Origin of the sequence: Pelagicoccus sp. SDUM812005 (assembly GCF_031127875.1) — a bacterium.
Lineage (GTDB): Bacteria > Verrucomicrobiota > Verrucomicrobiia > Opitutales > Opitutaceae > Pelagicoccus.
In genome coordinates this window covers 196693-216325 of sequence record NZ_JARXIA010000002.1, presented here as the reverse complement: position 1 = coordinate 216325, position 19633 = coordinate 196693, and the positions used below count along the sequence as shown (strand labels likewise).

At 59.0% G+C, this 19633-nt stretch carries 17 protein-coding genes; 12 read left to right on the top strand and 5 right to left on the bottom strand.

Annotated elements, in window-relative coordinates; genetic code table 11:
* Positions 1 to 13: 13 nt before the first annotated feature.
* The 4 genes from QEH57_RS04465 to QEH57_RS04450 form a co-directional block, all read right to left on the bottom strand.
* Positions 14 to 1816, bottom strand: coding sequence for a GldG family protein (locus tag QEH57_RS04465; RefSeq protein WP_309005477.1), 1803 nt, complete (start codon positions 1814 to 1816; stop codon positions 14 to 16).
* A gap of 51 nt (positions 1817 to 1867) precedes the next feature.
* The gene (locus tag QEH57_RS04460; protein WP_309005476.1) at positions 1868 to 2575 is read right to left on the bottom strand and encodes an ABC transporter permease subunit; all 708 of its coding nucleotides are present in this window, start codon (positions 2573 to 2575) and stop codon (positions 1868 to 1870) included.
* 94 nt (positions 2576 to 2669) lie between these two features.
* Positions 2670 to 3398: an ATP-binding cassette domain-containing protein gene (locus QEH57_RS04455; RefSeq protein ID WP_309005475.1), complete on the bottom strand. Its 729-nt coding sequence runs from the start codon at positions 3396 to 3398 to the stop codon at positions 2670 to 2672.
* 270 nt (positions 3399 to 3668) lie between these two features.
* Positions 3669 to 4685, bottom strand: coding sequence for an HAD family hydrolase (locus QEH57_RS04450; protein WP_309005474.1), 1017 nt, complete (start codon positions 4683 to 4685; stop codon positions 3669 to 3671).
* Between the two features lie 154 nt (positions 4686 to 4839).
* Between QEH57_RS04450 and prfA the strand changes: the two genes are divergently transcribed.
* The 12 genes from prfA (at position 4840) to QEH57_RS04390 (ending at position 18399) form a co-directional block, all read left to right on the top strand.
* The gene (gene prfA, locus QEH57_RS04445) at positions 4840 to 5937 is read left to right on the top strand and encodes a peptide chain release factor 1 (RefSeq protein WP_309005473.1); all 1098 of its coding nucleotides are present in this window, start codon (positions 4840 to 4842) and stop codon (positions 5935 to 5937) included.
* Between the two features lie 27 nt (positions 5938 to 5964).
* Positions 5965 to 6825, top strand: coding sequence for a peptide chain release factor N(5)-glutamine methyltransferase (prmC, locus tag QEH57_RS04440; protein ID WP_309005472.1), 861 nt, complete (start codon positions 5965 to 5967; stop codon positions 6823 to 6825).
* A 224-nt stretch (positions 6826 to 7049) separates the two neighbouring features.
* Complete coding sequence (locus QEH57_RS04435) at positions 7050 to 7778, top strand: hypothetical protein (RefSeq protein ID WP_309005471.1); 729 nt, start codon at positions 7050 to 7052, stop codon at positions 7776 to 7778.
* Between the two features lie 288 nt (positions 7779 to 8066).
* Positions 8067 to 8231, top strand: a complete 165-nt coding sequence (locus QEH57_RS04430; RefSeq protein ID WP_309005470.1) for a hypothetical protein — start codon at positions 8067 to 8069, stop codon at positions 8229 to 8231.
* A 59-nt stretch (positions 8232 to 8290) separates the two neighbouring features.
* Entirely contained in the window at positions 8291 to 10591 is a 2301-nt protein-coding gene (ccoN, locus tag QEH57_RS04425) for a cytochrome-c oxidase, cbb3-type subunit I (protein ID WP_309005469.1), read from the top strand.
* 15 nt (positions 10592 to 10606) lie between these two features.
* On the top strand, positions 10607 to 10762 hold the full coding sequence (locus QEH57_RS04420) for a hypothetical protein (RefSeq protein ID WP_309005468.1): 156 nt from the start codon (positions 10607 to 10609) through the stop codon (positions 10760 to 10762).
* A 37-nt stretch (positions 10763 to 10799) separates the two neighbouring features.
* Positions 10800 to 11327 carry a cbb3-type cytochrome c oxidase N-terminal domain-containing protein gene (locus tag QEH57_RS04415; protein WP_309005467.1) on the top strand — a complete coding sequence of 176 codons (528 nt, stop codon included), beginning with the start codon at positions 10800 to 10802 and terminating at the stop codon, positions 11325 to 11327.
* 55 nt (positions 11328 to 11382) lie between these two features.
* Positions 11383 to 12792, top strand: a complete 1410-nt coding sequence (ccoG, locus tag QEH57_RS04410; RefSeq protein WP_309005466.1) for a cytochrome c oxidase accessory protein CcoG — start codon at positions 11383 to 11385, stop codon at positions 12790 to 12792.
* Positions 12793 to 12948: 156 nt separating this feature from the next.
* Positions 12949 to 13653: a sulfite exporter TauE/SafE family protein gene (locus QEH57_RS04405; RefSeq protein WP_309005465.1), complete on the top strand. Its 705-nt coding sequence runs from the start codon at positions 12949 to 12951 to the stop codon at positions 13651 to 13653.
* Positions 13644 to 16013, top strand: a complete 2370-nt coding sequence (locus tag QEH57_RS04400) for a heavy metal translocating P-type ATPase metal-binding domain-containing protein (protein ID WP_309005464.1) — start codon at positions 13644 to 13646, stop codon at positions 16011 to 16013. The genes QEH57_RS04405 and QEH57_RS04400 overlap by 10 nt, the downstream gene beginning before the upstream one ends.
* Before the next feature lie 604 nt (positions 16014 to 16617).
* Positions 16618 to 17052 (top strand): Rrf2 family transcriptional regulator, encoded by a 435-nt coding sequence (locus QEH57_RS04395; RefSeq protein WP_309005462.1) that lies wholly within the window; start codon positions 16618 to 16620, stop codon positions 17050 to 17052.
* A 324-nt stretch (positions 17053 to 17376) separates the two neighbouring features.
* Entirely contained in the window at positions 17377 to 18399 is a 1023-nt protein-coding gene (locus QEH57_RS04390; protein WP_309005461.1) for a potassium channel family protein, read from the top strand.
* Between the two features lie 119 nt (positions 18400 to 18518).
* On the opposite strand, the gene QEH57_RS04385 is transcribed toward QEH57_RS04390, so the two are convergent.
* Positions 18519 to 19436, bottom strand: coding sequence for a formate/nitrite transporter family protein (locus tag QEH57_RS04385; RefSeq protein ID WP_309005460.1), 918 nt, complete (start codon positions 19434 to 19436; stop codon positions 18519 to 18521).
* Positions 19437 to 19633: the final 197 nt, after the last annotated feature.

Below are 19633 nucleotides of genomic sequence, written 5' to 3'. Positions count from 1 at the left end.
ATCTTGGTTGGTCCTAGTTGCTTTTGCGCATGCGGTTGAAGGTGAGGGCGAAGGCGAGGAGGCCGATGGGCGCCCAGAGAAGGTTGATGGCTCCGATGGTATTGCCGAGGGTGTCGATGCCTTGGCGGAGGCCGCTGCGGATTTCGCGGATCTGCGACTTGAGCTCGGCTTGCTTCTTCTGGTTCTCGGCAATGAGCTCTTCCATTTCGGGGGTGGCGTAGATGATGCCGGAGCCGGCTTGCTCGCTGAGGATTTGGCTGAGCTTTTGGTTGGTCTCTTGCAGCTCGGCTTCGACGGCTTCCAGCTTGGCCTGGTAGAGCTTTTGGGCCTCGGCTTCCATGCGTTGCACGACGTCGAAGGGGCGGGTGGCTCCGGCTTTGCCGCGGATGCCGATGAGGTCGCGGCTGCCTCCGAGGTACTCGATGAAGTTGTTGGCGAGGTCTTGGTTGTCGTTGATCTTTTGGACCTGCTGCATGCCGAGGAAGTTGACTCGCTGGACGGAGAACTGGTCGAGCAGGAAGTCGCTGTCAGAGATAATGAATACAGTAATGTCGCCGGTGGCCTTGTGGTTTTCGCCTTCGCGGTCGGGGAAGGCGGTTTTGGCTTCTCCGGTGAGCAGGCCGGCTACGGTAGCGGGCTCGCTGAGCGGCTCGGCTTGGCGTCCGATCTGGCTGGGGTCGGAGAACTGGAGCATCATGCTCTGCACTTGGCCGGCGTCGCTGGAGGTGGTGAGGATGGGCTCCCAGGAGGTGGTGGCGTCGGCGGACCGCTTGAGTTGGCCGGCTTCGAGCAGGAGTACGCCTTCCAGTTCGGAGGAGGGAAGCAGGTCGCGGTTGACGAATTCGTTGCGGAAGATGAGCCAAGCCGGCTGGGTGTAGCGGCCTTGGGAGAGTGAGTTGCTCTGGTCGGTGAGGACTTGGCTGGGGTCGTACTCGATGCCCCAGGCGGCGAGCAATTCGGGCAGGTCGCTGGGGGTTGGCTGGCTCATTTGGCCCATCATCATTTGCTGGCGACCTTGTTCGCGCTCGGTGACGGAGGAGGGGTCGAGTGCGAGGAAGATGGGCTTGCCGGAGAGGGCGTATTGGTCGATCGAATACTGTAGATCTTCGCCTAGGTTCTTGGGATGGATGAGGGCGAGGAGGTCGAGGTCGGTCGGAAGTTCAGACTCGCTGGCGTCGATTTCGACGATTTCGAATTGGGTTTCGAGTTGGGTGAGGATGATTTGGTCGGTTTGCGGCTGCTGGCCCGGCATGGGCATGGCGGGGGGAGCCTTGAGCGGCAGGGAAGTGATGAGGCCGAGGCGCGGCTTGGTGATGAGCTGGGTCTCGTAGATGGTCTTGGAGATGTCGTACTCGAGGAAGGTTTCGCGGTTCCAGTTGAAGAAGGGCTGGATGGTTTCGGTTTCGCCTTGGGCGACGGCCATGCCGAGGAAGACGCGGTCGCCGTTGGGGATCTCGGTGCCGTTGAGTCCCGCTGCGATGGCGCGCTCTTCTTCGGGGGAGTCGGGCTTGGGGTCGATGACCTTGAGCTTGATGAGCCCGCCGGAGGCTTTCTCGTATTGCTCGAGCATTTGCTCGACGCGGTCGGAGAAGTTCTTGAACCAGGCGGGGAGGTCGGCGATGGACTTGGAGGAGTAGAAGTCGATGGATACCGGTTCCTCCAGCTTTTCCAGCATGTTCTTAGTGCTGTCGGAAAGGGTGTAGATGCCCTCTTCGGTGAAGTCGAAGCGTATCGGCAGGGAGGATACGACGTAGTGGAGCAGCAAGAAGTTGAGGACGATGAGGACGGCTGCGGTGATTTTCTTGGAGAGTGTCATTTTTGAATGGGTTCCAGGTGTTGGGTACTGGGTTCCGGGGATCGGTTGCGCTTAGCGTTCTATGACGATCATGTTGATGCCGAGGCAGGCGAGGGTCAGCACGAGGTAGAAGGAGAGGGCGCTGATGTCTATGAGGCCTTTGGACATGGTGGAGAAGTGTTGCTCGAAGCTCATGAGCCGGAGGAAGTCGAGCAGGGCGGTGGGCACGGAGCTGCCGAGGAATTGGGCGAGCCAGTCGGAGCCCATGAGGGTGGCGAAGAGGCAAATCATGACGCTGATGACGAAAGCGATGACTTGGTTCTTGGTGAGGGCCGAGCAGACTGCGGTGATGGAGAGGAAGGCGGAGGCGGTGAGGATGGCTCCGATGTATCCAGAAAAGATGACGCCCCAATCGGGATCGCCGAGGTATCCGGTAGTGAGGGCGAGGGAGAAGGTAAGGCAGAGGCCGATGCCGATGAAGGCGAGGGCTGCGAGGAACTTGGCGACTACCGCGGAGCGGGGCGAGATGGGCAAGGTGAAGAGCAGCTCGATGGAACCGGAGCGCTTTTCTTCGGCCCAGAGACGCATGCCGACCGCGGGGATGAAGACGATGAGGATCCAGGGTAGAGGGCGGAAGAGGCTGTTGAGGCTGGCTTCGTTGCGGCTGTAGTAGCCGGAGTAGAGGGCCAGGCCGATGACCATGATGTGGAAGACGGCGAGGATAACGTAGCCGACGGGGGAGCGGAAGTAGCCGAGGAATTCTTTTTTGAAGATAGGCATGGGTTGAAAGAGTGAATGCTGAAAAGTGAAGGGTGAATGGGAGGCGTAGGGCTCGGGTGGCTTGTCGCGTGAGCCGCAGGCTCCCTAGTTGAGTCTAGGCGAGCACGGTCTTGTTGGTGAGTTCGCGGAAGACTTCGTCGATGGTGGCGCCCGGTTTGCGGGCCTTGAATTCTGCGGGGGTCTCGTCGACGAGGACCTTGCCTTGGTCGATGATGATGACGCGGTTGCAGATGGCTTCCACTTCTTCGAGGATGTGGGTGGAGAGCACGATGGCCTTGTCGGCGGACATGGCTTGTATCAGCTTTCTCACTTCGTGCTTTTGGTTGGGGTCGAGTCCATCGGTGGGCTCGTCGAGGATGAGGACTTGCGGGTCGTGGATGATGGCCTGGGCGACGCCGACGCGCTGGCGGTAGCCTTTGGAGAGGTTTTCGATGGCGCGGTACTTGACGGAGTCGAGGTGGCACTTGACGATGACGTCGGCGAGGCGGGATTGGAGCTGGTCCATGTCGGTGATGCCGCGGGCTTCGGCGACGTAGGTGAGGAATTCCACGACGGTCATTTCTGGATACGCGGCGCTGGACTCGGGCAGGTAGCCGATGCGCTTCTTGACCTCGATGGGGTCCTTGGCGACGTCGAAGCCGTCGACGGTGGCGGTGCCGGAGGTGGGCGTGAGGAAGCCGGTGATCATCTTCATGGTGGTGGACTTGCCGGCGCCGTTGGGACCGAGAAAGCCGAGGATGTCACCTTTGTTGATGGTGAATGAGACGCCGTCGACAGCGCGCAGCGTACCGTAGTCTTTTACGAGTCGATCTACTTTTACCATAATTGGGTTCCAGGTAATGGGTGTTGGGCCGTGGCGGAGCTGCTTTGGCGTGGCTTCGCTCGGTTCCGGGTTCTGGGTTTCAGGGAGAGGGATACGCAAAAGCTCCTCGTGGTGTGCGGGGAGCTTTTTAGCGGGGAACTCCTGTATGAAACAGGCGTTTTAAAATCAAGTTTCAGTTTCGGGATTTTTTGAGGGGCGGGAGAGTTTTTAAGCGCAGGTTTCTTGGATCGGGCGGCGCGGGATTGGCGTGTAGTCCGCGCCCTACGGGTTTTATTCGAGGTCGAGGGTGTCTTGCTCGAGCTGGTCTTCGGGGGGCGGGGCTTGCTCGTCCTTGAGGTGGCGGGGGGGCTTGGCGACGCGTTGGGTGAGGTAGGCTTCGCGGTCGGTGACGATGCGTTGACAAATCTTGTGCACGTGCATGCGCAGCCACATGGAGGTGTTGGATTCGGAGGAGTAGCGGGCGGGGCCGTAGGCGTGGATGCGGTCGGTTTGCAGGAGGAGGTCGTTTTGCTCGAACTCGGCGTCGTTGCCGGGCTTGTAGACGGCGTAGGCTTTGCCGCCGAACTTGCGCACGACGGAGAAGCTGGGCACGTCGCTGGGGCCGTCTGCGATGTAGATCATGTTTTGGAAGGGGATGCGGCGGTCTTCGGCGGCCATCTTGGCGTTGACGTCGATGGTGTCGTTCTTGTTGGCGCCTTTGTTGATCTCGAAGAGAGCCCGAGTCTTGGTGGTGTTGTCGATCATGGTGCCGATTTGGCTGACGATGTCCTCGGTTTCGATTTCGAGGTCGTCCTGGTCGAGGTAGCCGGGCTGGAGCGGGTTTTCGATGAATTCGCTGCCCCAGATGCCGTCGACGTAGGGGGCGATGGCGGAGCCGCGCACCATCTCGGCGAGGCCGGTGGTGACGATGTAGTGCTCGAGCTGGATGTCGTGGCGAAGGTACTCGGGGCGGGAGCGGGTGAGGGCGCGGAGCTCTTCGAAGAATTGGGGCAGGCCTTCGTAGAATTCGATTTCCTTGCCCAGCTGGCGGAGCATCTTGTTGTTGAGGCCGGGCATCTTGCCGGCTCGGGCGTAGGTGAGGATGTGGTTGAGGTAGACGCTTTCGCCGGAGACGGTGTAGCCGCGCTGCTTGTAGCGCTCGGCCATGGTGTTGACCTCGGTCCAGAAGAGGGCTTCGTCGATCTCGAACTTTTCGAAGATCGGCTGCTGCATGTAGCCGGGGATAAGGGTCTTGTCGAAATCCCAGACGATGGCGATTTTGTTCTGAGTAGAGTAGGAGTGGGACACGTGGAGAAAGAGTGAAGGGTGAATCGCGAATGGTGAATTTGATGGATGCAGACGCAATCTGCAAATGCTGCGCTTGCCATGTGGCTCGCTTTCGGTAACGGATTTGCGTCCTTTTCAACAATTGGGCTGCCGCGAGGCGCCTTGCTCACTTCCTATGGCTATCAAGCTTCCAGATATTTCCCCTTTTAAAGCGCGCGTCGAAGAGATCGACGGCTTGATGAACGCGCCTGACTTCTACAGCGACGCTCGACGTTCCGCTGCGCTTTCCCGCGAACACATGAAGTTGCGTCAGTTGATCGAGGACTATGCGGCTTTGGAGAAGGCGAAGACGGATCTCGCCGACAACAAGGAGATGATGGACGACGCTGCGGCGGACGCGGAGCTGAAGGAGCTGGCGGAAATGGAAATTCCGGAGCTGGAGGAGAAGATCGAGAAGCTGGAGGAGAAGATCCTCGCTGCCATGATCCCGCCGGACGAAACCGACTCCCGCAATACGATCGTGGAAATCCGGGCTGGAGCAGGCGGCGACGAAGCGTCGCTCTTCGCGGCGGACCTGTACCGCATGTATTCGCGGCTGGCGGAACGCAAGGGCTGGCGCGTGGAGCAGATGAGCGCCAGCGAGAGCGGCATCGACGGCTACAAGGAAGTGATTTTCTCCATCAGCGGGGAAGAGGTTTACAAGAAGCTGAAGCTCGAGAGCGGCGTGCACCGCGTGCAGCGGGTACCGGAAACCGAGTCGCAGGGACGTATCCACACCTCGACGGTGACGGTTGCGGTTTTGCCCGAAGCGGAGGAGGTCGACGTGGAGATCAATCCGCAGGACCTGGAGATCACGGCGACCCGCGCCAGCGGCGCCGGCGGCCAGCACGTCAATACGACCGACTCGGCGATCAACATCGTGCACAAGCCGACCGGGATCACGGTTTATTGCGCGGACGAGCGTTCCCAGATCAAGAACCGGGCCAAGGCCATGAAGGTTCTCTACTCGCGCATCTTGCAAGTGAAGCAGGAGGAGGAGCGGGCCAAGTACGCGGAGAACCGCAAGAAGCAGGTCGGCACCGGAGACCGCAGCGAGCGTATCCGTACCTACAATTTTCCCCAGAGCCGCCTGACCGACCACCGTATCGGCCTCACCTTGCATAGCTTGCCGGCAGTTATGGAAGGCGAGATGGACGAGATCCTCGAAACGCTGGAGGCGGAGGACATGCGCCTGAAGATCGACGCTTTGATGAGTTCGACCAGGTCCAAGTGATCTGGATACGCTAGCCTCCCGACCAAGATGCCTGAAATGTTGACAGTGCTGGACGTGATCCAGCGTAGCTCTGCCTTCCTCGAAGGCAAGGGGGTGGAGAGCGCCCGGCTCAACGCGGAGTGGCTGATCGCCTCCTCGCTGGGCATGGATCGCATGAAGCTGTACATGCAGTTCGACCGTCCGCTCAAGGAAGCGGAGCTGGCCGACATGCGTTCCAAGGTGGCGCGGCGGGCGAAGCGAGAGCCGTTGCAATATATTCTAGGTACGACCCCTTTTCACGAGCTGGAGCTGAAGGTGGACCAGCGAGCCTTGATCCCGCGTCCGGAGACGGAGCAGCTGGTGGAGCTCTCGCTGGGGAGCTTGGGCGAAAACGACGGGGAGTACCGTATCGTGGATTTGGGTACGGGCAGCGGCGCGATCGCGCTCGCCCTGGCGTTCGCTTTGCCGCGAGCGGAGGTGTTTGCGGTGGACGCGAGCCGCGACGCCTTGGAGCTCGCCCAGGAAAATGCCCTGGGCTGTGGCTTGCAGAACCGGGTGTCCTTCGTGCTTTCCGATTGGTTTACCGATTTCGATCCGGAAGGGGAATTCGACTTGATCGTATCCAATCCGCCATACCTGACGGACGAGGAGATGGAGACGGCTGAGCCGGAGGTGAAGGATTTCGAGCCCCGTTCGGCCTTGTTTGCCGAAAAGGAAGGTTTGAGCGACTTGGAGCAGATCGTGAGCGGCAGCTATTCCCGTCTGAAGCCGGGCGGAGTCCTTTGGCTGGAAACGGGGATCCTGCACCGCGAGCCGCTGCTGGAGCTCTGCAAGACGCAGGGCTATGCCAGCGCGGAGGGGGTGGAGGACTGGAGCGGTCGCCCTCGCTTCGTAAAGGCGGTCAAGTAGTCGTTTCGCAGTTTGGTTCATGCACTTCTCGATACCTATTAATAAACTTACCTAGGTAAATAGAGAGAAGGTTCTCGACACGACTACGGGAATCGCCGAATGATAGGGGATCCAACTTTTACGTCCAAGTTCCCGAGGGCTGCGGAAATTCCTTGCGGTTGTTCGGGACTGGCAAGCGTCCTTCGGGGCACCCTGATATGGAATTTCAGACTCGATACTCGAAAATGGCGGGCCCGTTGCAGGGAGCCGCAACCGAAAAGCGCTCGATGCGAAGCGGCGCGGGCGGGAAAAGCGTTTGCCCCAACGAGTGCGCGACCTTCAGCGACTGGGGGGACTTGAAGACCTACTTGATGCGGGCCTACGACTTGGAGGACGTGGTCATCCAGCTGCGGCCGGACTATGTGGGGGCGGAGACGATCGATTGCCTGGATCGGATCGAGGTGCGGGAGATCGCGGCCAACGAGGTGCTGCTTTCGCTCACGGTAGGCCTGCGGGTGAGTCTCGACGTGCACTTGTTTCGCCCGATTGGCGGCGGGGAAGAGGATCGCGACTGGCAGCCGCGCAGCCAGTTTTCGGAGCTGCTGATGTGCGCCAAGACCGTGTTCTGCAATACGGTCCGGGACAAGGTGGTGGAGCTCATGTCGGTCCGCGGCCGAATGGGGGTGGTGTCGTTCTTTCTAGATGGGGAAGGGCGACTGGAGTCCGCTTCCAGCCTGGCTCGCGATTTTTGCGACATGCATTTCCCTGCCTCGAAGCGGGTCGACGACTATTTTCCGCAGTCCCACTGGGACTACCTGCAGGGAGCCATACGGCTTCGCGAAACGATGAACACCTTGAGCTATCGCAACGAGAGCATGGTGTTTTGCTTTTTCCAGGACAGCGGCATCGTAGATTGCCTGCTGCAGAAGATGGGAGACAATGGCTATTTGCTCTCCCTCGTGATGGATCGCTGAGGCGGGAGCCGCGCTGCCTCGCTTTCCCCCCCTCGCTCCGAAGGGAAGCTCTGCTCCGCGGTCGCTGCTTTTACGCCCGCTGGAAGGGCAGCGGAGAGCGGCCGGCCGCCGTTCGTTTCCAACACTTGGGTGCATGCCGCCCATAAGAAGGGTTAATTAACGACCTGTTTATCTTCAATTATCCGCGCTTAAGGCTTGATCCGCGAACTTTTCCAGCAATAAAAGAAATAAAGGTATTTAATAGTAAAATAACTAACCGATAGAATTAGCCAAGCTACTGCCAGCGAAATGAACGTCCTCTTCCTCACCGTCTTCATCGGTCTGATCCTTGTCGGCCTCGCCCTGGCGTTCTTCGCGTTCACGCGTCGCTCGGCCAACTGGAGCAGTCCGGAGCGCGACAGCCTGATGCCTTTGGCGGAGGAGCGCACGGTGAGCCACCGGAATCGTCGCTAGTTTTGGTCCGACCTCAATTTTTCGATAAGCGAACACCTCCTCCTAACCCACTGACCTTTATGTCCGATCAGAAACGAGTAATCGAGTACGACGACCAGACCGTGCGCCTGTTCATGATAGCTTCCATCTTTTGGGGCATCGTGGGCATGTTGGTAGGCCTCGTCGTTGCCGCCCAGCTAAACTTCCATTTCCTCAATTTCAATACGGAGTGGCTGACCTTTGGGCGTTTGCGTCCCTTGCACACCAATGCGGTCATCTTCGCCTTCGTGGGCAACATGATGTTCGCCGGCATCTACCACTCGACGCAGCGACTGGTGAAGGCCCGTCTCGGCTCGGACCTGCTCTCCAAGGTTCACTTTTGGGGGTGGCAGCTCATTATCCTTTCGGCGGCGATTACGCTGCCGCTGGGATTCACCCGCGGCAAGGAGTACGCGGAGCTGATTTGGCCGATCAACATCGCGGTGGCCCTGATCTGGGTCGTCTTCGCGATCAACTTCTTCCTGACCCTTGCCAAGCGCAACGAACGTTCGCTCTACGTGGCGATCTGGTTCTACATCGCCACGATCATGACGGTGGCGATGCTCTACATCGTTAACCACCTTTCGATTCCGACCGGACTTTTGCATTCGTATCCAATCTTTGGAGGCGTTCAGGACGCGCTGGTGCAGTGGTGGTACGGGCACAACGCGGTGGCCTTCTTTCTGACCACGCCGATCCTTGGGATCATGTACTACTACATGCCGAAGGCGGCGGACCGTCCGGTCTATTCCTATCGCCTCTCGGTGGTCCACTTTTGGTCGCTGGTGTTCATTTACATCTGGGCGGGGCCTCACCACTTGCTCTACACGGCGTTGCCCGGTTGGCTGCAGCAGCTCGGCATGATTTTCAGCTTGATGCTTTGGGCACCGTCTTGGGGTGGGATGCTGAACGGTTTGCTCACGCTGCGCGGGGCTTGGGACAAGCTGCGCACGGATCCGGTGCTTAAGTTCTTTGCTGCCGGGGTGACTTTCTACGGCATGGCTACTTTCGAGGGGCCCTTGCTTTCGATCCGTTCCGTCAACGCTCTGGCTCACTATACGGACTGGATCATTGGCCACGTCCACGCGGGCACGCTGGGTTGGAACGGCTTCATGGCGGCGGGTATGTTCTACTTCCTGGCGCCTCGCCTTTGGAAGACGAAGCTCTACTCCGTGCCTATGGCCAACATGCACTTCTGGCTCGGGCTCGTGGGAATCTTGCTTTACGTGGCGTCCATGTGGGTGTCTGGCATCACGCAGGGACTCATGCTTAACAACGCGGATGCCAAGGGAATCCTCGCGTATCCAAATTTCCTGGAAACGCTGCAGTCGATCCGTCCCTTGATGCTGACTCGCGTGGTGGGGGGCGGCATCTACTTGGTGGGCTTCATCCTGATGGCCTACAACATTTGGAAGACAGTGCAGTCTGGCGAAGCGGTTAACGGCGTGTGCGAAGTTTCCGCGGCGAAGGACGACGCGAAGAAGCTGGGGCTTATCGGAGCGGTGATGCATCCTGCCTTCCTTTACTCGGCGGGACTGGTCGTCTTTTCCTGCGTCTGGCTTTTTTCGGATGGACTGCTGGAATTGTTCGGTATGGGCGCGACCATTGTCGTGATCATGAGTTGCGTGGTTCATTTCACGCGCAGCGGCGACAGCTTTGCCCAGTGGTATGACAAGCTGCTGGAGAACGCTATGCCGTTCACGGTGTTGGCCCTGCTGTCCGCTGCGGTTGGCGGCGTGGTGCAGATCGTGCCGCTGGTGAATATCGACAAGGCCAGCGTTGCGGAGGACAGGCTGCAGAAGGTGTACACGCCGCTCGAGCTTGCCGGGCGCGATATCTATATCAGCGAGGGCTGCTACAATTGCCACTCGCAGCAGATCCGTCCCTTCGTGGCGGAGGTGAAGCGCTACGGCGACTACAGCCGTCTCGGGGAGTCGATCTACGACCATCCCTACCAGTGGGGCTCCAAGCGCACGGGGCCGGACCTCGCTCGACTCGGCAGCAAGTACCAGGACGACTGGCACTTCGACCACATGATCAATCCGCGCAGCACCTCGCCCGGTTCGAACATGCCGAACTACCCTTGGCTCGCTGAAAAGTTTACCGACTACGGTTCCCTTCCGGCCAAGATCAACGCCCAGAAGATGCTCGGGGTGCCGTTCCCGGATTGGTCGCCTGCCGAGATCGATGCGGCTGCCAAGGCCCAGGCCAAAGCGATCAAGGAAAACCTCGAATTTCGCGGCAAGGAGGTCGATGCGGATACGCAGATCGTAGCCTTGATCGCCTATCTGCAACAGCTCGGCAAGTCGATGGACGTGCAGGAGCAAGTCGCCAACAAGTAGGAAGGAGAAGGCATCATGTTTCAACGAGTTGAATACACTGAGTGGCAAACGCTTTTTCCGAAGATCGGTTTCGTCCTCTTCTTCCTCGCTTTTGGAATCTTCCTTTGGAAGGCGCTGAAGATGGGCAAGGCGGAAAGCAGCAAGGCCAGCCGCATGCCGCTCGACGACTAGAGCTGTATCGAGAAATAACCTACAGGAGATTTTTAATATGAGTCAGACACCGAAGGAAGAAAAAATCCGCGAGCATACCTTCGACGGAATCGAGGAGTTCGACAAGAGCTTGCCGAACTGGTGGCTTTTTACCCTCTACGCGACCATTGCCTTTTCGATCGCCTACTGGGTCTACTACCAAAAGGCGAGCATGGGCCTCGACCAGGAGCAGGAATTGGAGGCGGCTTTGGCCGAGATCGACGAGGTCGTCGCCAAGGCCAAGGCCGAAGCGGGCGTCATCGACAACGATACCTTCGCCGTAATGGCCAAGGATCCGGACATCGTTTCCGCCGGTCAGCTGATCTATACGCAAAACTGTTCGGCTTGCCATGGGCAGAACCTCGAAGGCGGGATCGGCTTGCCGCTTAACGACGCCGATTGGAAGCACGGCGGCCAGCCGCTCGATATCCAGAAGATCGTCGTCGAAGGGGTGGCCACGGCCGGCATGCCTCCTTGGGGGCCGGTGTTAGGCGAGGAGAAGGTCAACCAAGTGGTGGCCTTCCTCGTGAGCAAGCAAGCCAAGTAGATCAAAGGGAAGGAGAGGACGGAAAGCCACTCGTCCTCTCGAATTCAGCCATCTAATGAGCACATCAAGCAGCCCCCAAAAGCACGTTCCGAATCGCGATGAGCTCACCGCGGTCAACGATGACGGTTCACGCTACATAATCCATCCCGCGGATGCGAAGGGGCGGTTCACGTTCTGGCGTCGCTTGACGGCGTATGTGCTGATCCTCCTTTACGCGGTGCTTCCTTGGATCGAGGTGGGCGGATATCCTGCCCTGTTTTTGGATACGGACGCCATGCGGTTCCATTTCCTGGGAATGACCTTCGCGTCCCAAGACCTTTGGCTGGCCTTCTTCCTTATTTCGGGCTTGGGCTTCGGGCTCTTTTACGTAACGGCCTTGCTGGGGCGCATTTGGTGCGGCTGGGCCTGTCCGCAGACCGTCTTTCTAGAGCACGTCTACCGTCGCGTCGAGCGCTGGATCGAAGGCGACGCGGTGAAGCGTCGCCGGCTGGATGCGGCGGGCTGGGGATTCGAGCGAATTTGGAAGAGAGGGCTCAAGCACGCTGTTTTCGCTTTCCTGTCCTTGGCCTTGGCTCACATGTTCATGGCGTACTTCGTATCGATTCCCGGGTTATGGAGCATGATGCGGGAAGCGCCTGCCGAAAACTGGAAGGTCTTTGTATTCGTTTTTGCATATGCCGCGGTGCTGTACTTCAACTTCGCTTGGTTTCGCGAGCAGCTTTGCATCGTGATCTGTCCCTATGGACGCCTGCAGTCCGCCTTGATCGACGAGCATTCGATGGTGATCGGCTACGACGAGAAGCGCGGGGAGCCGCGGGGCAAGGCCAAGACGGTAGGCGCGGGGGATTGCATCGACTGCAACCGTTGCGTGCAGGTTTGTCCGACGGGCATCGATATTCGGCAAGGTCTGCAGATGGAGTGCATCGGTTGCTCGGCTTGTATCGACGCGTGCGATACGGTTATGGATCGGCTCAAGCGTCCGCGCGGCCTGATTCGCTACGATTCGATGGAGGGGCTGGAAGGGCGCAAGACCCAATATGTGCGTCCGCGCATGGTATTGTATACGGTCTTGCTGATGGTGGGAGCAGCGGTGCTGCTGTTTTCGCTGCAAGGACTGGGGGACGCTACGATCACGGCGTGGAGAGCGCCCGGGTCATCCTACTTCGTCGACCAGGATGTGGTGCGCAACCAGTTTATGGTACGCGTGACCAATACGCGAAACGAAGCGGGGACCTACCGTTTGGCGCTGGAATCGGAGCAATCGGACGTGACGGTGCGGGGCGTGGACCAGTCCTTCGAGATTGCGGGAAATGGCGACCTGGTGCGGCCGGTGGTCGTGCTGGTGGACAAGTCCGGCTTCCAGGGGCCGTTTTCGATGACGGTTCGCGTTTTGGACGAAGAAGGAGAGAGTTTGATGGAGCGGCCGCTTGAATTCATCGGGCCGAGCTTAAACCTGCTGAAATAGGATGTCGGGAGAAGGAAAGAGATCGGTAAGGGGAGGTTGGCGCACACTCGGCGTTTGGGTGACGCTCGCATTCGTGGTGGTCATCGTAGCTTGGTATTTTCTGATTAAGGTGGCTTCGGAGAACGCGATGGAACCGATCCCGCTGGAGCAGTCCCAATGATCGACGACGGCAACCTTTACGCGCTGCTCAGTCCGGCGGCCGCTTTTATAGCGGGAGCTTTGGTGAGCCTGCATTGCGTGGGAATGTGCGGTCCCTTGAGTTGCGCCTTGATTGGGCAAAAGAAGGGAGTCTCGGCTTTGCCATCCCACGGCGTGTATCACCTCGGACGCTTGATTGCCTACACTTCCTTGGGCGCCTTGGTCGGGGCGCTCGGCAGTCGGGTCGTTTCTTGGGTCGGGGAAAATCCAGCGCGTTTCGCGCCTTGGGCCCTTGCGGCCTTCTTCGTGGCCTTGGCCTGCAATTTGGATGGCATTGTCACTCGTTGGCAGGCGAAGTCGGGTATCGGTCGCGGCATCGTGCAGAGGGCGTATCGGCTTTCTGGGCACGCCCGCGGATTTTCTCTGGGGATCGCCACGCCCCTGATTCCCTGCGGGCCCTTGTACTTGATGTTGTGGGCAACGACGATGAGTGGTTCGGCAGGGCAAGGCGCTTTGGTTATGCTCTGTTTCGCGATCGGAACAATGCCCTTGATGCTGCTTGCTCAGACAGGCTGGGCATGGCTCTCGCTCCGCATGGACGCGCGGAAGCTCGGCTACCTGCGTCGGGTCGTAGCTCTGGTAGCGGTGGGCTTGCTGTGCTTTAGGGCTTTCATGGGCACGGATGCGACTGCAGTCGTCGCGGGTGAGGGAATATGCAAGTAGGGAGGAAGGTAGGGAGGCGAGGGGAGGTTTCGAGCGACCATGCCTGCGAGCACTGCGGTACCCGCTTCAGTCCGGTTCAAGCCGAGGAGCGCTTTTGCTGTTCGGGCTGCGAGTACGTGTATCGAATTATCCATGACGAGTCCTTGGAGCGGTTTTACGAACTGCGTGGCGAAGTCTCGCGGCCGGTGGGGTCGAGCGTTTTCGAGAACCAGGATTATCCTTGGTTGACGGCTCTGGTGGAGGTTGCGGAGGCGAAGTCTGGGGTAGCGAGCTTGAGCCTAGCTCTGGAGGGAATTTCGTGCGTGGGCTGCGTTTGGTTGATCGATCGCGTCTTTTCCGAAGCGGAAGGCGGCGTTTCCTGTCGCGTGAACGTTCAATATGGCACGATCGATCTGGAGTGGGAGAGCGGTAGCTTTGATTTGTTGGGCTTCGTCTCTCGCATCAAGCAGTTTGGCTACCGCGTTTGTCCGGCACGCGAGGCGGCGGAGTCTGAGTCGAAGAAGGTCGTTTGGAAGCTAGGCTTGGCCGGAGCGTTCGCGCTCAATGGAATGTTGTATACGCTTCCTGGATACTTGGGGATGGAGGCCGACTTTCTGGTGGCGAGCCACTTCAATTGGCTATCGGCGATTTTTGCCAGTCTCAGTCTGCTCTTTTGCGGAAGCTACTTTATAGGAAAGGCGGCCAAGGCGGCGACTCAGGGAATCGCCCACTTGGATTTGCCGATCTCGATCGGAATTGTCTTTGCGTATTTGGTTAGCTGGTACGGCTTGTGGAAGGCGGACCAGCATTTGGTGTATTTCGATTTCGTTTCCACTTTCGTCTTCTTGATGTTGGTGGGCCGTTGGCTGCAGGTGATGGCGATTGAGCGGAATCGCAATCGTCTGGCGGATATCCAGCTGAGCGCTCCGGAAGTGGAGATCGAGAGCAGCAATGGGAGTCGCATCAAAGCTCGGGCGGACCAGATCAAGGGCGGTGAGGTGTATTGGCTTCCTTCGGGGCAGCGGGTTCCGGTGCGGTCGGTATTGCTCGGCGAGCGGGCGAGCTTGGGGATGGATTGGATCAGCGGGGAGTCGGAGTCGCGTATCGTGGAGCAGGGTGGGGAGGCCCCTTCCGGAGCGGAGCTGGAGAATCAGTTTGCGACGCGTCTCGAGGCCCAGGAGGAATGGGAAGCGTCCTTGTTGTTCAAGCTGAGCTCCCGTGGGGCCCGTTCGCTGGAGCGGGACCTGGTGGCGCAGCGGTGGATCTTTCGCTACCTGCTGGTGGCCTTCGCGGTCGCCGTGTTAGGAGGGGGCGTTTGGTGGGCGCTGGGCAGCTTGGCGGCGGGCTTGAAGGTGTTTATTTCTGTACTGGTTGTATCATGCCCTTGCGCTCTGGGGATCGCTTGGCCGTTCGGGGACGAGATTGCCTTGGCGAAGCTCAAGCAGCAGGGCGTTTTCGTGACGACGCATACCTTGTGGAATCGACTGTCTCGCCTGCGTCGCATCGTCTTCGACAAGACCGGTACCTTGACCCGCTCGTCCTTGGCTTTGGTGAATCCGGAGCGCATCGAGGCCCTGGTAAGCGAGGACTTGGCTGCCCTCAGTACGCTTTGCTCGAAAACGCGTCACCCGATTTCCAATACGATCCGCGAGTACCTCATGGCGAAGGGGAAGTACTCTCCTTGGGGGGCGACCCGAGCGGAGGAATTCGTCGGCTTGGGCCTCGAGCTGAGGAGCGGGGCATCGCGTTGGCGATTGGGCAAGCCGCAGTGGGCGGGGGTCGCTGGGAAGGGCACGGTTCTGTCGCGGGACGGGCGGCTTTTGGCGGACTTGAGCTTCGAGGACCTGCCGCTGCCGGATTCCAGCCGCGAAATTCGGGCCTTGGCGGATCAGGGGTTCGACATCGCGATCCTAAGCGGCGACCGCGACGAGAAGGCCCAGCGCATCGGGCAAGCATTGGGATTGGCGGCAGATTCCGTGCACGGAAACCTTTTGCCGGAAGAGAAGGCGGCTTGGATCGCGGCGCGGGAACCGGAGGCGACCCTGATGGTGGGGGACGGGGCCAACGATACCTTGGCATTCCGGAAGGCCTTGTGCGCGGGGGCTCCCGCCAACGAGCAGGGAATCGTAGCGGAGAAGGCGGACTTTCACTACCTCGGGAACGGCATCGGCGGCATCCGCAGCTTGCTGGAGGTCGGGCGCCTGCGTCGCCGGGCGGTGCGGGGGCTGGTCGGCTTCGCCTTGGCCTACAACCTGTTTGCCGTGGGGCTGTCGCTGGCAGGCTGGGTGACGCCGCTCGCGGCAGCGGTGCTGATGCCGGCCAGCTCCATCGCGAGCCTGGCGATCGTCTGGGCAATGCTCGGCGGGAATGCGTCTAAGTAGCAGGAAGGCAAGGCCTAAGCCCTCGCGTCGTGTCCGCCTTCCGAGGGGAGGAAATTGCTTGAACCAAGAATAAGACAATAAAATACAAGTTTATCATCAAATAAGCTTGCATACTCGGATTTGGGTCCTAGGTTTGTCTTCAGTTTCAAGCGCTCCGCTAGACGATCAAGCCCAACAAAACTCATGCTCAACGGAGCAAAGGCACATTAGAGAGTTACTCCAAAACGGGCTGGATTTCTAGCGGGAGCGAGTGGAACTAGAAGGCGATTTTCGCCTTTGAATCTCTGTCAGGCAATACGAGCCAAGTTGGATTAGGCACAAGCAGGGAAGCCCTTTTAATGGGGGCTTCCTTAGCTGACAGAGATTCAAAGGACAAATTCCTGGGACAGTTTCTTGGTGTAAAAAGCGTTGTTCAATCGCACCTGCAGGTGGGGCCCTTAGCTTTCGCCTGCAGGTCTTTTTGTATCTGAGGATCAGTAATTCCTGAAAATTGCTTCGTAATATTGACGGAATGGCGGATAAAGTTACATAAAAGTCTTTATTGGTATGGCCTTAAGAATCAATTTTTAGGAAATTAGATCCACTTATGTTCGGTTACGGAAAAATGGCCAATTACGCGATCGCCAGCCTCAGCTATCTGGCGGCGAACTACGAAAAGGAGGGGTTCAAGGCGAACTCCCAAACGATCGCGACGGCTCGCAATCTCTCGCGTCCTTTGGTGGGCAAGCTGATGTCGCAGATGTCGACCGCTGGCTTGGTGAACGGTACGCCCGGACCGGGCGGAGGCTTCTTTCTCTCCCGTCCTCCCAGCGAGATCACCTTGTTGGAGATCGTGCGCCTTTTCGAGAAGGTCGAGGAGTCCTTGATGTGTCCCTTCGGTCCTGGCTGGTGCGGCAACGGGGACCCGTGTCCCTTCCACTACGAGCTGGAGGACAAGCGCGACGAGATGATGTCCTGGCTGTCCAATACGAACCTGGAAGTTTTCACCAAGCACCCGATCAAACCGGACAGGGGCTACTGCGCGGAAGAGGCCAAGTAGGCGTCCTAGCCTTGGCGAGGCGCCGGGAGACTCGCTCCTGTCGGCTCCCGCTTCTTCGCCCTTCGAGTCGCGCTTGGAATGTTTTCTGCAGGAAAAGCGGCCCGCAACCTTCGCTTCCCTTCTAGACAAAGGAGGCAGGTGAAGGTTCTGCGAGGATCGCATGTCTACGCCCGCTGCATTCAACGAAAGTATCGAAGCCTGGCCTCCGGAGGCTCGGTCGCTCCATGCCTGGAGCGGCGGTCTCGACTTCGCTAGTGGAGGCGCGGACTGGGTCGCGTCGCCCCGGCCGACGCTTACAATCCTGATCGTGAGGAACCTCCAAGTATGATCGCTCTTAGCTACTTTATCGGACTGTGCTTGATCGCTATGGCTCTGTTTGACGTGTATCGTACGGTACTCGCCAATGGAATGGGAAGAGGTCCTATCGAATCGAATCTGAGCGATTGGATTTGGAGATCTATGTTGGCCGGCGGAAAGGCGGTTAACTCGCGGGATAGGGCTGCCAGCTTGTGTGGCTCCTTGCTGGTGGTGCTGTTGCTCATGGCCTGGTCGGCGTTCCTGGTGGTGGGCTTTGCCCTGTTGTATTGGCCCCAGCTGGGGACCGGCTTGCAGTCTACTTCCCACGCTGTCGATTCTTTCAGCCATGCGTTCTACTACAGCGGTTATTCCCTAACGACTTTAGGCCTGGGGGATATCTACCCGTCGAACGACTTCGTGCGAGTCCTGACCCTTGCTCAATCATGGCTGGGATTCACGCTGCTGACGCTTTCCATATCCTACGTCCTGTCGGTTTATCAGGCTGTTCGGCACCAAGAGTCGGTATCCCTGAAGCTCCATTCGCTGAGCGGAGGTACAGGAGAAGCCTTCCCTTTGTTTCGCGCTATCGTTTCCGGGAACGCCGCGGCGGTTTTTAGGGAGCTTAACGATGATCTGATCCAGCTGCACACTGCCCATCACCAGTATCCGATCATCCACTACTTTCATCGAACGGAAGAAAAGTATTCGACGACTAGACGCTTCTACCTGGCGCTCGAATCGGTATCTCTCTGCTTATCTGCCCGTAGGGAAGATCCGTGTAGCGAAGATCGCGCCTGCTGGATTACCTTGAGGGAATCGGTGCGAGAGTTCGCCTCGATGATTGCGGGGTTCCGACCGGATCAAGCTGGTTCGGATCCGTCCAGTACCTTTCAAGCGGGAAGCGAGAGGTCGACGTTCGCGATCGAAACGCCAGGCGTTCTCGCGTTTGACGAAAAACAGTACGCGGAACTTCGTTCGCAATGGGAACCCTACCTGCGAAAGATTTGCGACTATTTAGGGGAGAGCTGGCCCGAGAGCCGAGGCGATTGACGATTTGCTAACTGCGGGAGACGCAGTTGCGGCCACGGGCCAAGGCTGAGGCAGCGCGAAGACGCTACGGCTCGGTTGCTCCGGAGATTAGCCAGAGCCTTCTCTCCGTGCTTCTCGGCTTACTGCTCCTGTTCGTCTTCGAGGGTCCGCGTGCGGCGCACGTGGGCGTAGTTGAGCAAGGCGACGAAGCCGGTGCCGCCCACGGTATTGCCGGCGATGGCGAAGAATATGAAGTGCAGGATGGAGCTGGTGGAGAACTCCGGGCTGGTGAGCCGGGCGATGAACATTTCCACGCTGCCGGCGATGGCGTGGTGCAGGCCGCCGAGGCCGATGAGGAAGGTGACGAGGAAGATGCAGACGACCTGGGAGAGGTTGGCTGGGGTGGACATGACCAGCCAGGCGCCTTGGGCCATGAGCCAGCCGGCGAGCACGCTGCTGACGAAAAGGGGCAGACTGTCGAAGTGGGTGAGGTGGTGGCCGACTTCCACGTAGCCGACGGCGGCTCCGATAACGGGCTCGGCGCTGTGCAAGAGCAGGGCGCTGATGAAGGCGCCGAGCAAGTTTCCGCTCAGCACGAGGAACCAGAGCCGGAAGAGGCGCCGAAGCGTGGAGCGTCGGTCCAGTACGGGATAGACGGCGGTGGCGGTGTGTTCGGTGAAGAGTTCCGATCCGCTCATGATGCAGACCACGAAGCCGAGAGGGTAGACGAGGGCGGTGACGAAGCGCTCTAGGAGGCTGGGTTCCGCGCCGGCGAAGTAGGTTTGCACGACGCCGACCGCCATGGCGGAGAAGCCGAGGATGAGGCCGGCGGCGATAGCTGAGATGAAGAGGGAAAGGGAGGGGCGATTGAGTTGTTCGAGACCTTCCTCGATGGTCTGCTCCAAGGTATCGTCCGGATGGCGGCGCGATTCGTCGGTCCGCTTGATGATGACGGGCACGTACTGCTCGTCTTCCTGCATCTTGGCTTTGGCCCTACGGGTGGGAGGGTCGCTTTGCTTGGGATCGTTCGGTAGCGGCGGTTTTTCGTTTTCAGGCATGGGAACGGAAGGTGGGAAGTGTCGTACTAGCGAGCAAGGGTCAGCTTGCAGAGGGAACTTTGCAAATTCGATGGTCGGAATCGGGCGGGATGGCGAGCGTCGATGCGCTGTTTTTCACAATTATTCGGGCAAGATTGACGGAGGGAAGCGGAGGCCTAGTGTCCGCCTTTTTCATGAACGGTATCGAGATTTCAAAG

What these genes read in the sequence shown, in the direction of transcription:
- ccoN (WP_309005469.1), top strand. Translation starts at nt 8,291, where the DNA reads ATGTCCGATCAGAAACGAGTAATCGAGTACGACGACCAGACCGTGCGC.
- ccoG (WP_309005466.1), top strand. Translation starts at nt 11,383, where the DNA reads ATGAGCACATCAAGCAGCCCCCAAAAGCACGTTCCGAATCGCGATGAG.
- QEH57_RS04420 (WP_309005468.1), top strand. Translation starts at nt 10,607, where the DNA reads ATGTTTCAACGAGTTGAATACACTGAGTGGCAAACGCTTTTTCCGAAG.
- QEH57_RS04395 (WP_309005462.1), top strand. Translation starts at nt 16,618, where the DNA reads ATGGCCAATTACGCGATCGCCAGCCTCAGCTATCTGGCGGCGAACTAC.
- QEH57_RS04400 (WP_309005464.1), top strand. Translation starts at nt 13,644, where the DNA reads ATGCAAGTAGGGAGGAAGGTAGGGAGGCGAGGGGAGGTTTCGAGCGAC.
- prmC (WP_309005472.1), top strand. Translation starts at nt 5,965, where the DNA reads ATGCCTGAAATGTTGACAGTGCTGGACGTGATCCAGCGTAGCTCTGCC.
- QEH57_RS04465 (WP_309005477.1), bottom strand. Translation starts at nt 1,816, where the DNA reads ATGACACTCTCCAAGAAAATCACCGCAGCCGTCCTCATCGTCCTCAAC.
- QEH57_RS04460 (WP_309005476.1), bottom strand. Translation starts at nt 2,575, where the DNA reads ATGCCTATCTTCAAAAAAGAATTCCTCGGCTACTTCCGCTCCCCCGTC.
- QEH57_RS04405 (WP_309005465.1), top strand. Translation starts at nt 12,949, where the DNA reads ATGATCGACGACGGCAACCTTTACGCGCTGCTCAGTCCGGCGGCCGCT.
- QEH57_RS04430 (WP_309005470.1), top strand. Translation starts at nt 8,067, where the DNA reads ATGAACGTCCTCTTCCTCACCGTCTTCATCGGTCTGATCCTTGTCGGC.
- QEH57_RS04415 (WP_309005467.1), top strand. Translation starts at nt 10,800, where the DNA reads ATGAGTCAGACACCGAAGGAAGAAAAAATCCGCGAGCATACCTTCGAC.
- prfA (WP_309005473.1), top strand. Translation starts at nt 4,840, where the DNA reads ATGGCTATCAAGCTTCCAGATATTTCCCCTTTTAAAGCGCGCGTCGAA.
- QEH57_RS04390 (WP_309005461.1), top strand. Translation starts at nt 17,377, where the DNA reads ATGATCGCTCTTAGCTACTTTATCGGACTGTGCTTGATCGCTATGGCT.
- QEH57_RS04455 (WP_309005475.1), bottom strand. Translation starts at nt 3,398, where the DNA reads ATGGTAAAAGTAGATCGACTCGTAAAAGACTACGGTACGCTGCGCGCT.
- QEH57_RS04385 (WP_309005460.1), bottom strand. Translation starts at nt 19,436, where the DNA reads ATGCCTGAAAACGAAAAACCGCCGCTACCGAACGATCCCAAGCAAAGC.
- QEH57_RS04435 (WP_309005471.1), top strand. Translation starts at nt 7,050, where the DNA reads ATGGCGGGCCCGTTGCAGGGAGCCGCAACCGAAAAGCGCTCGATGCGA.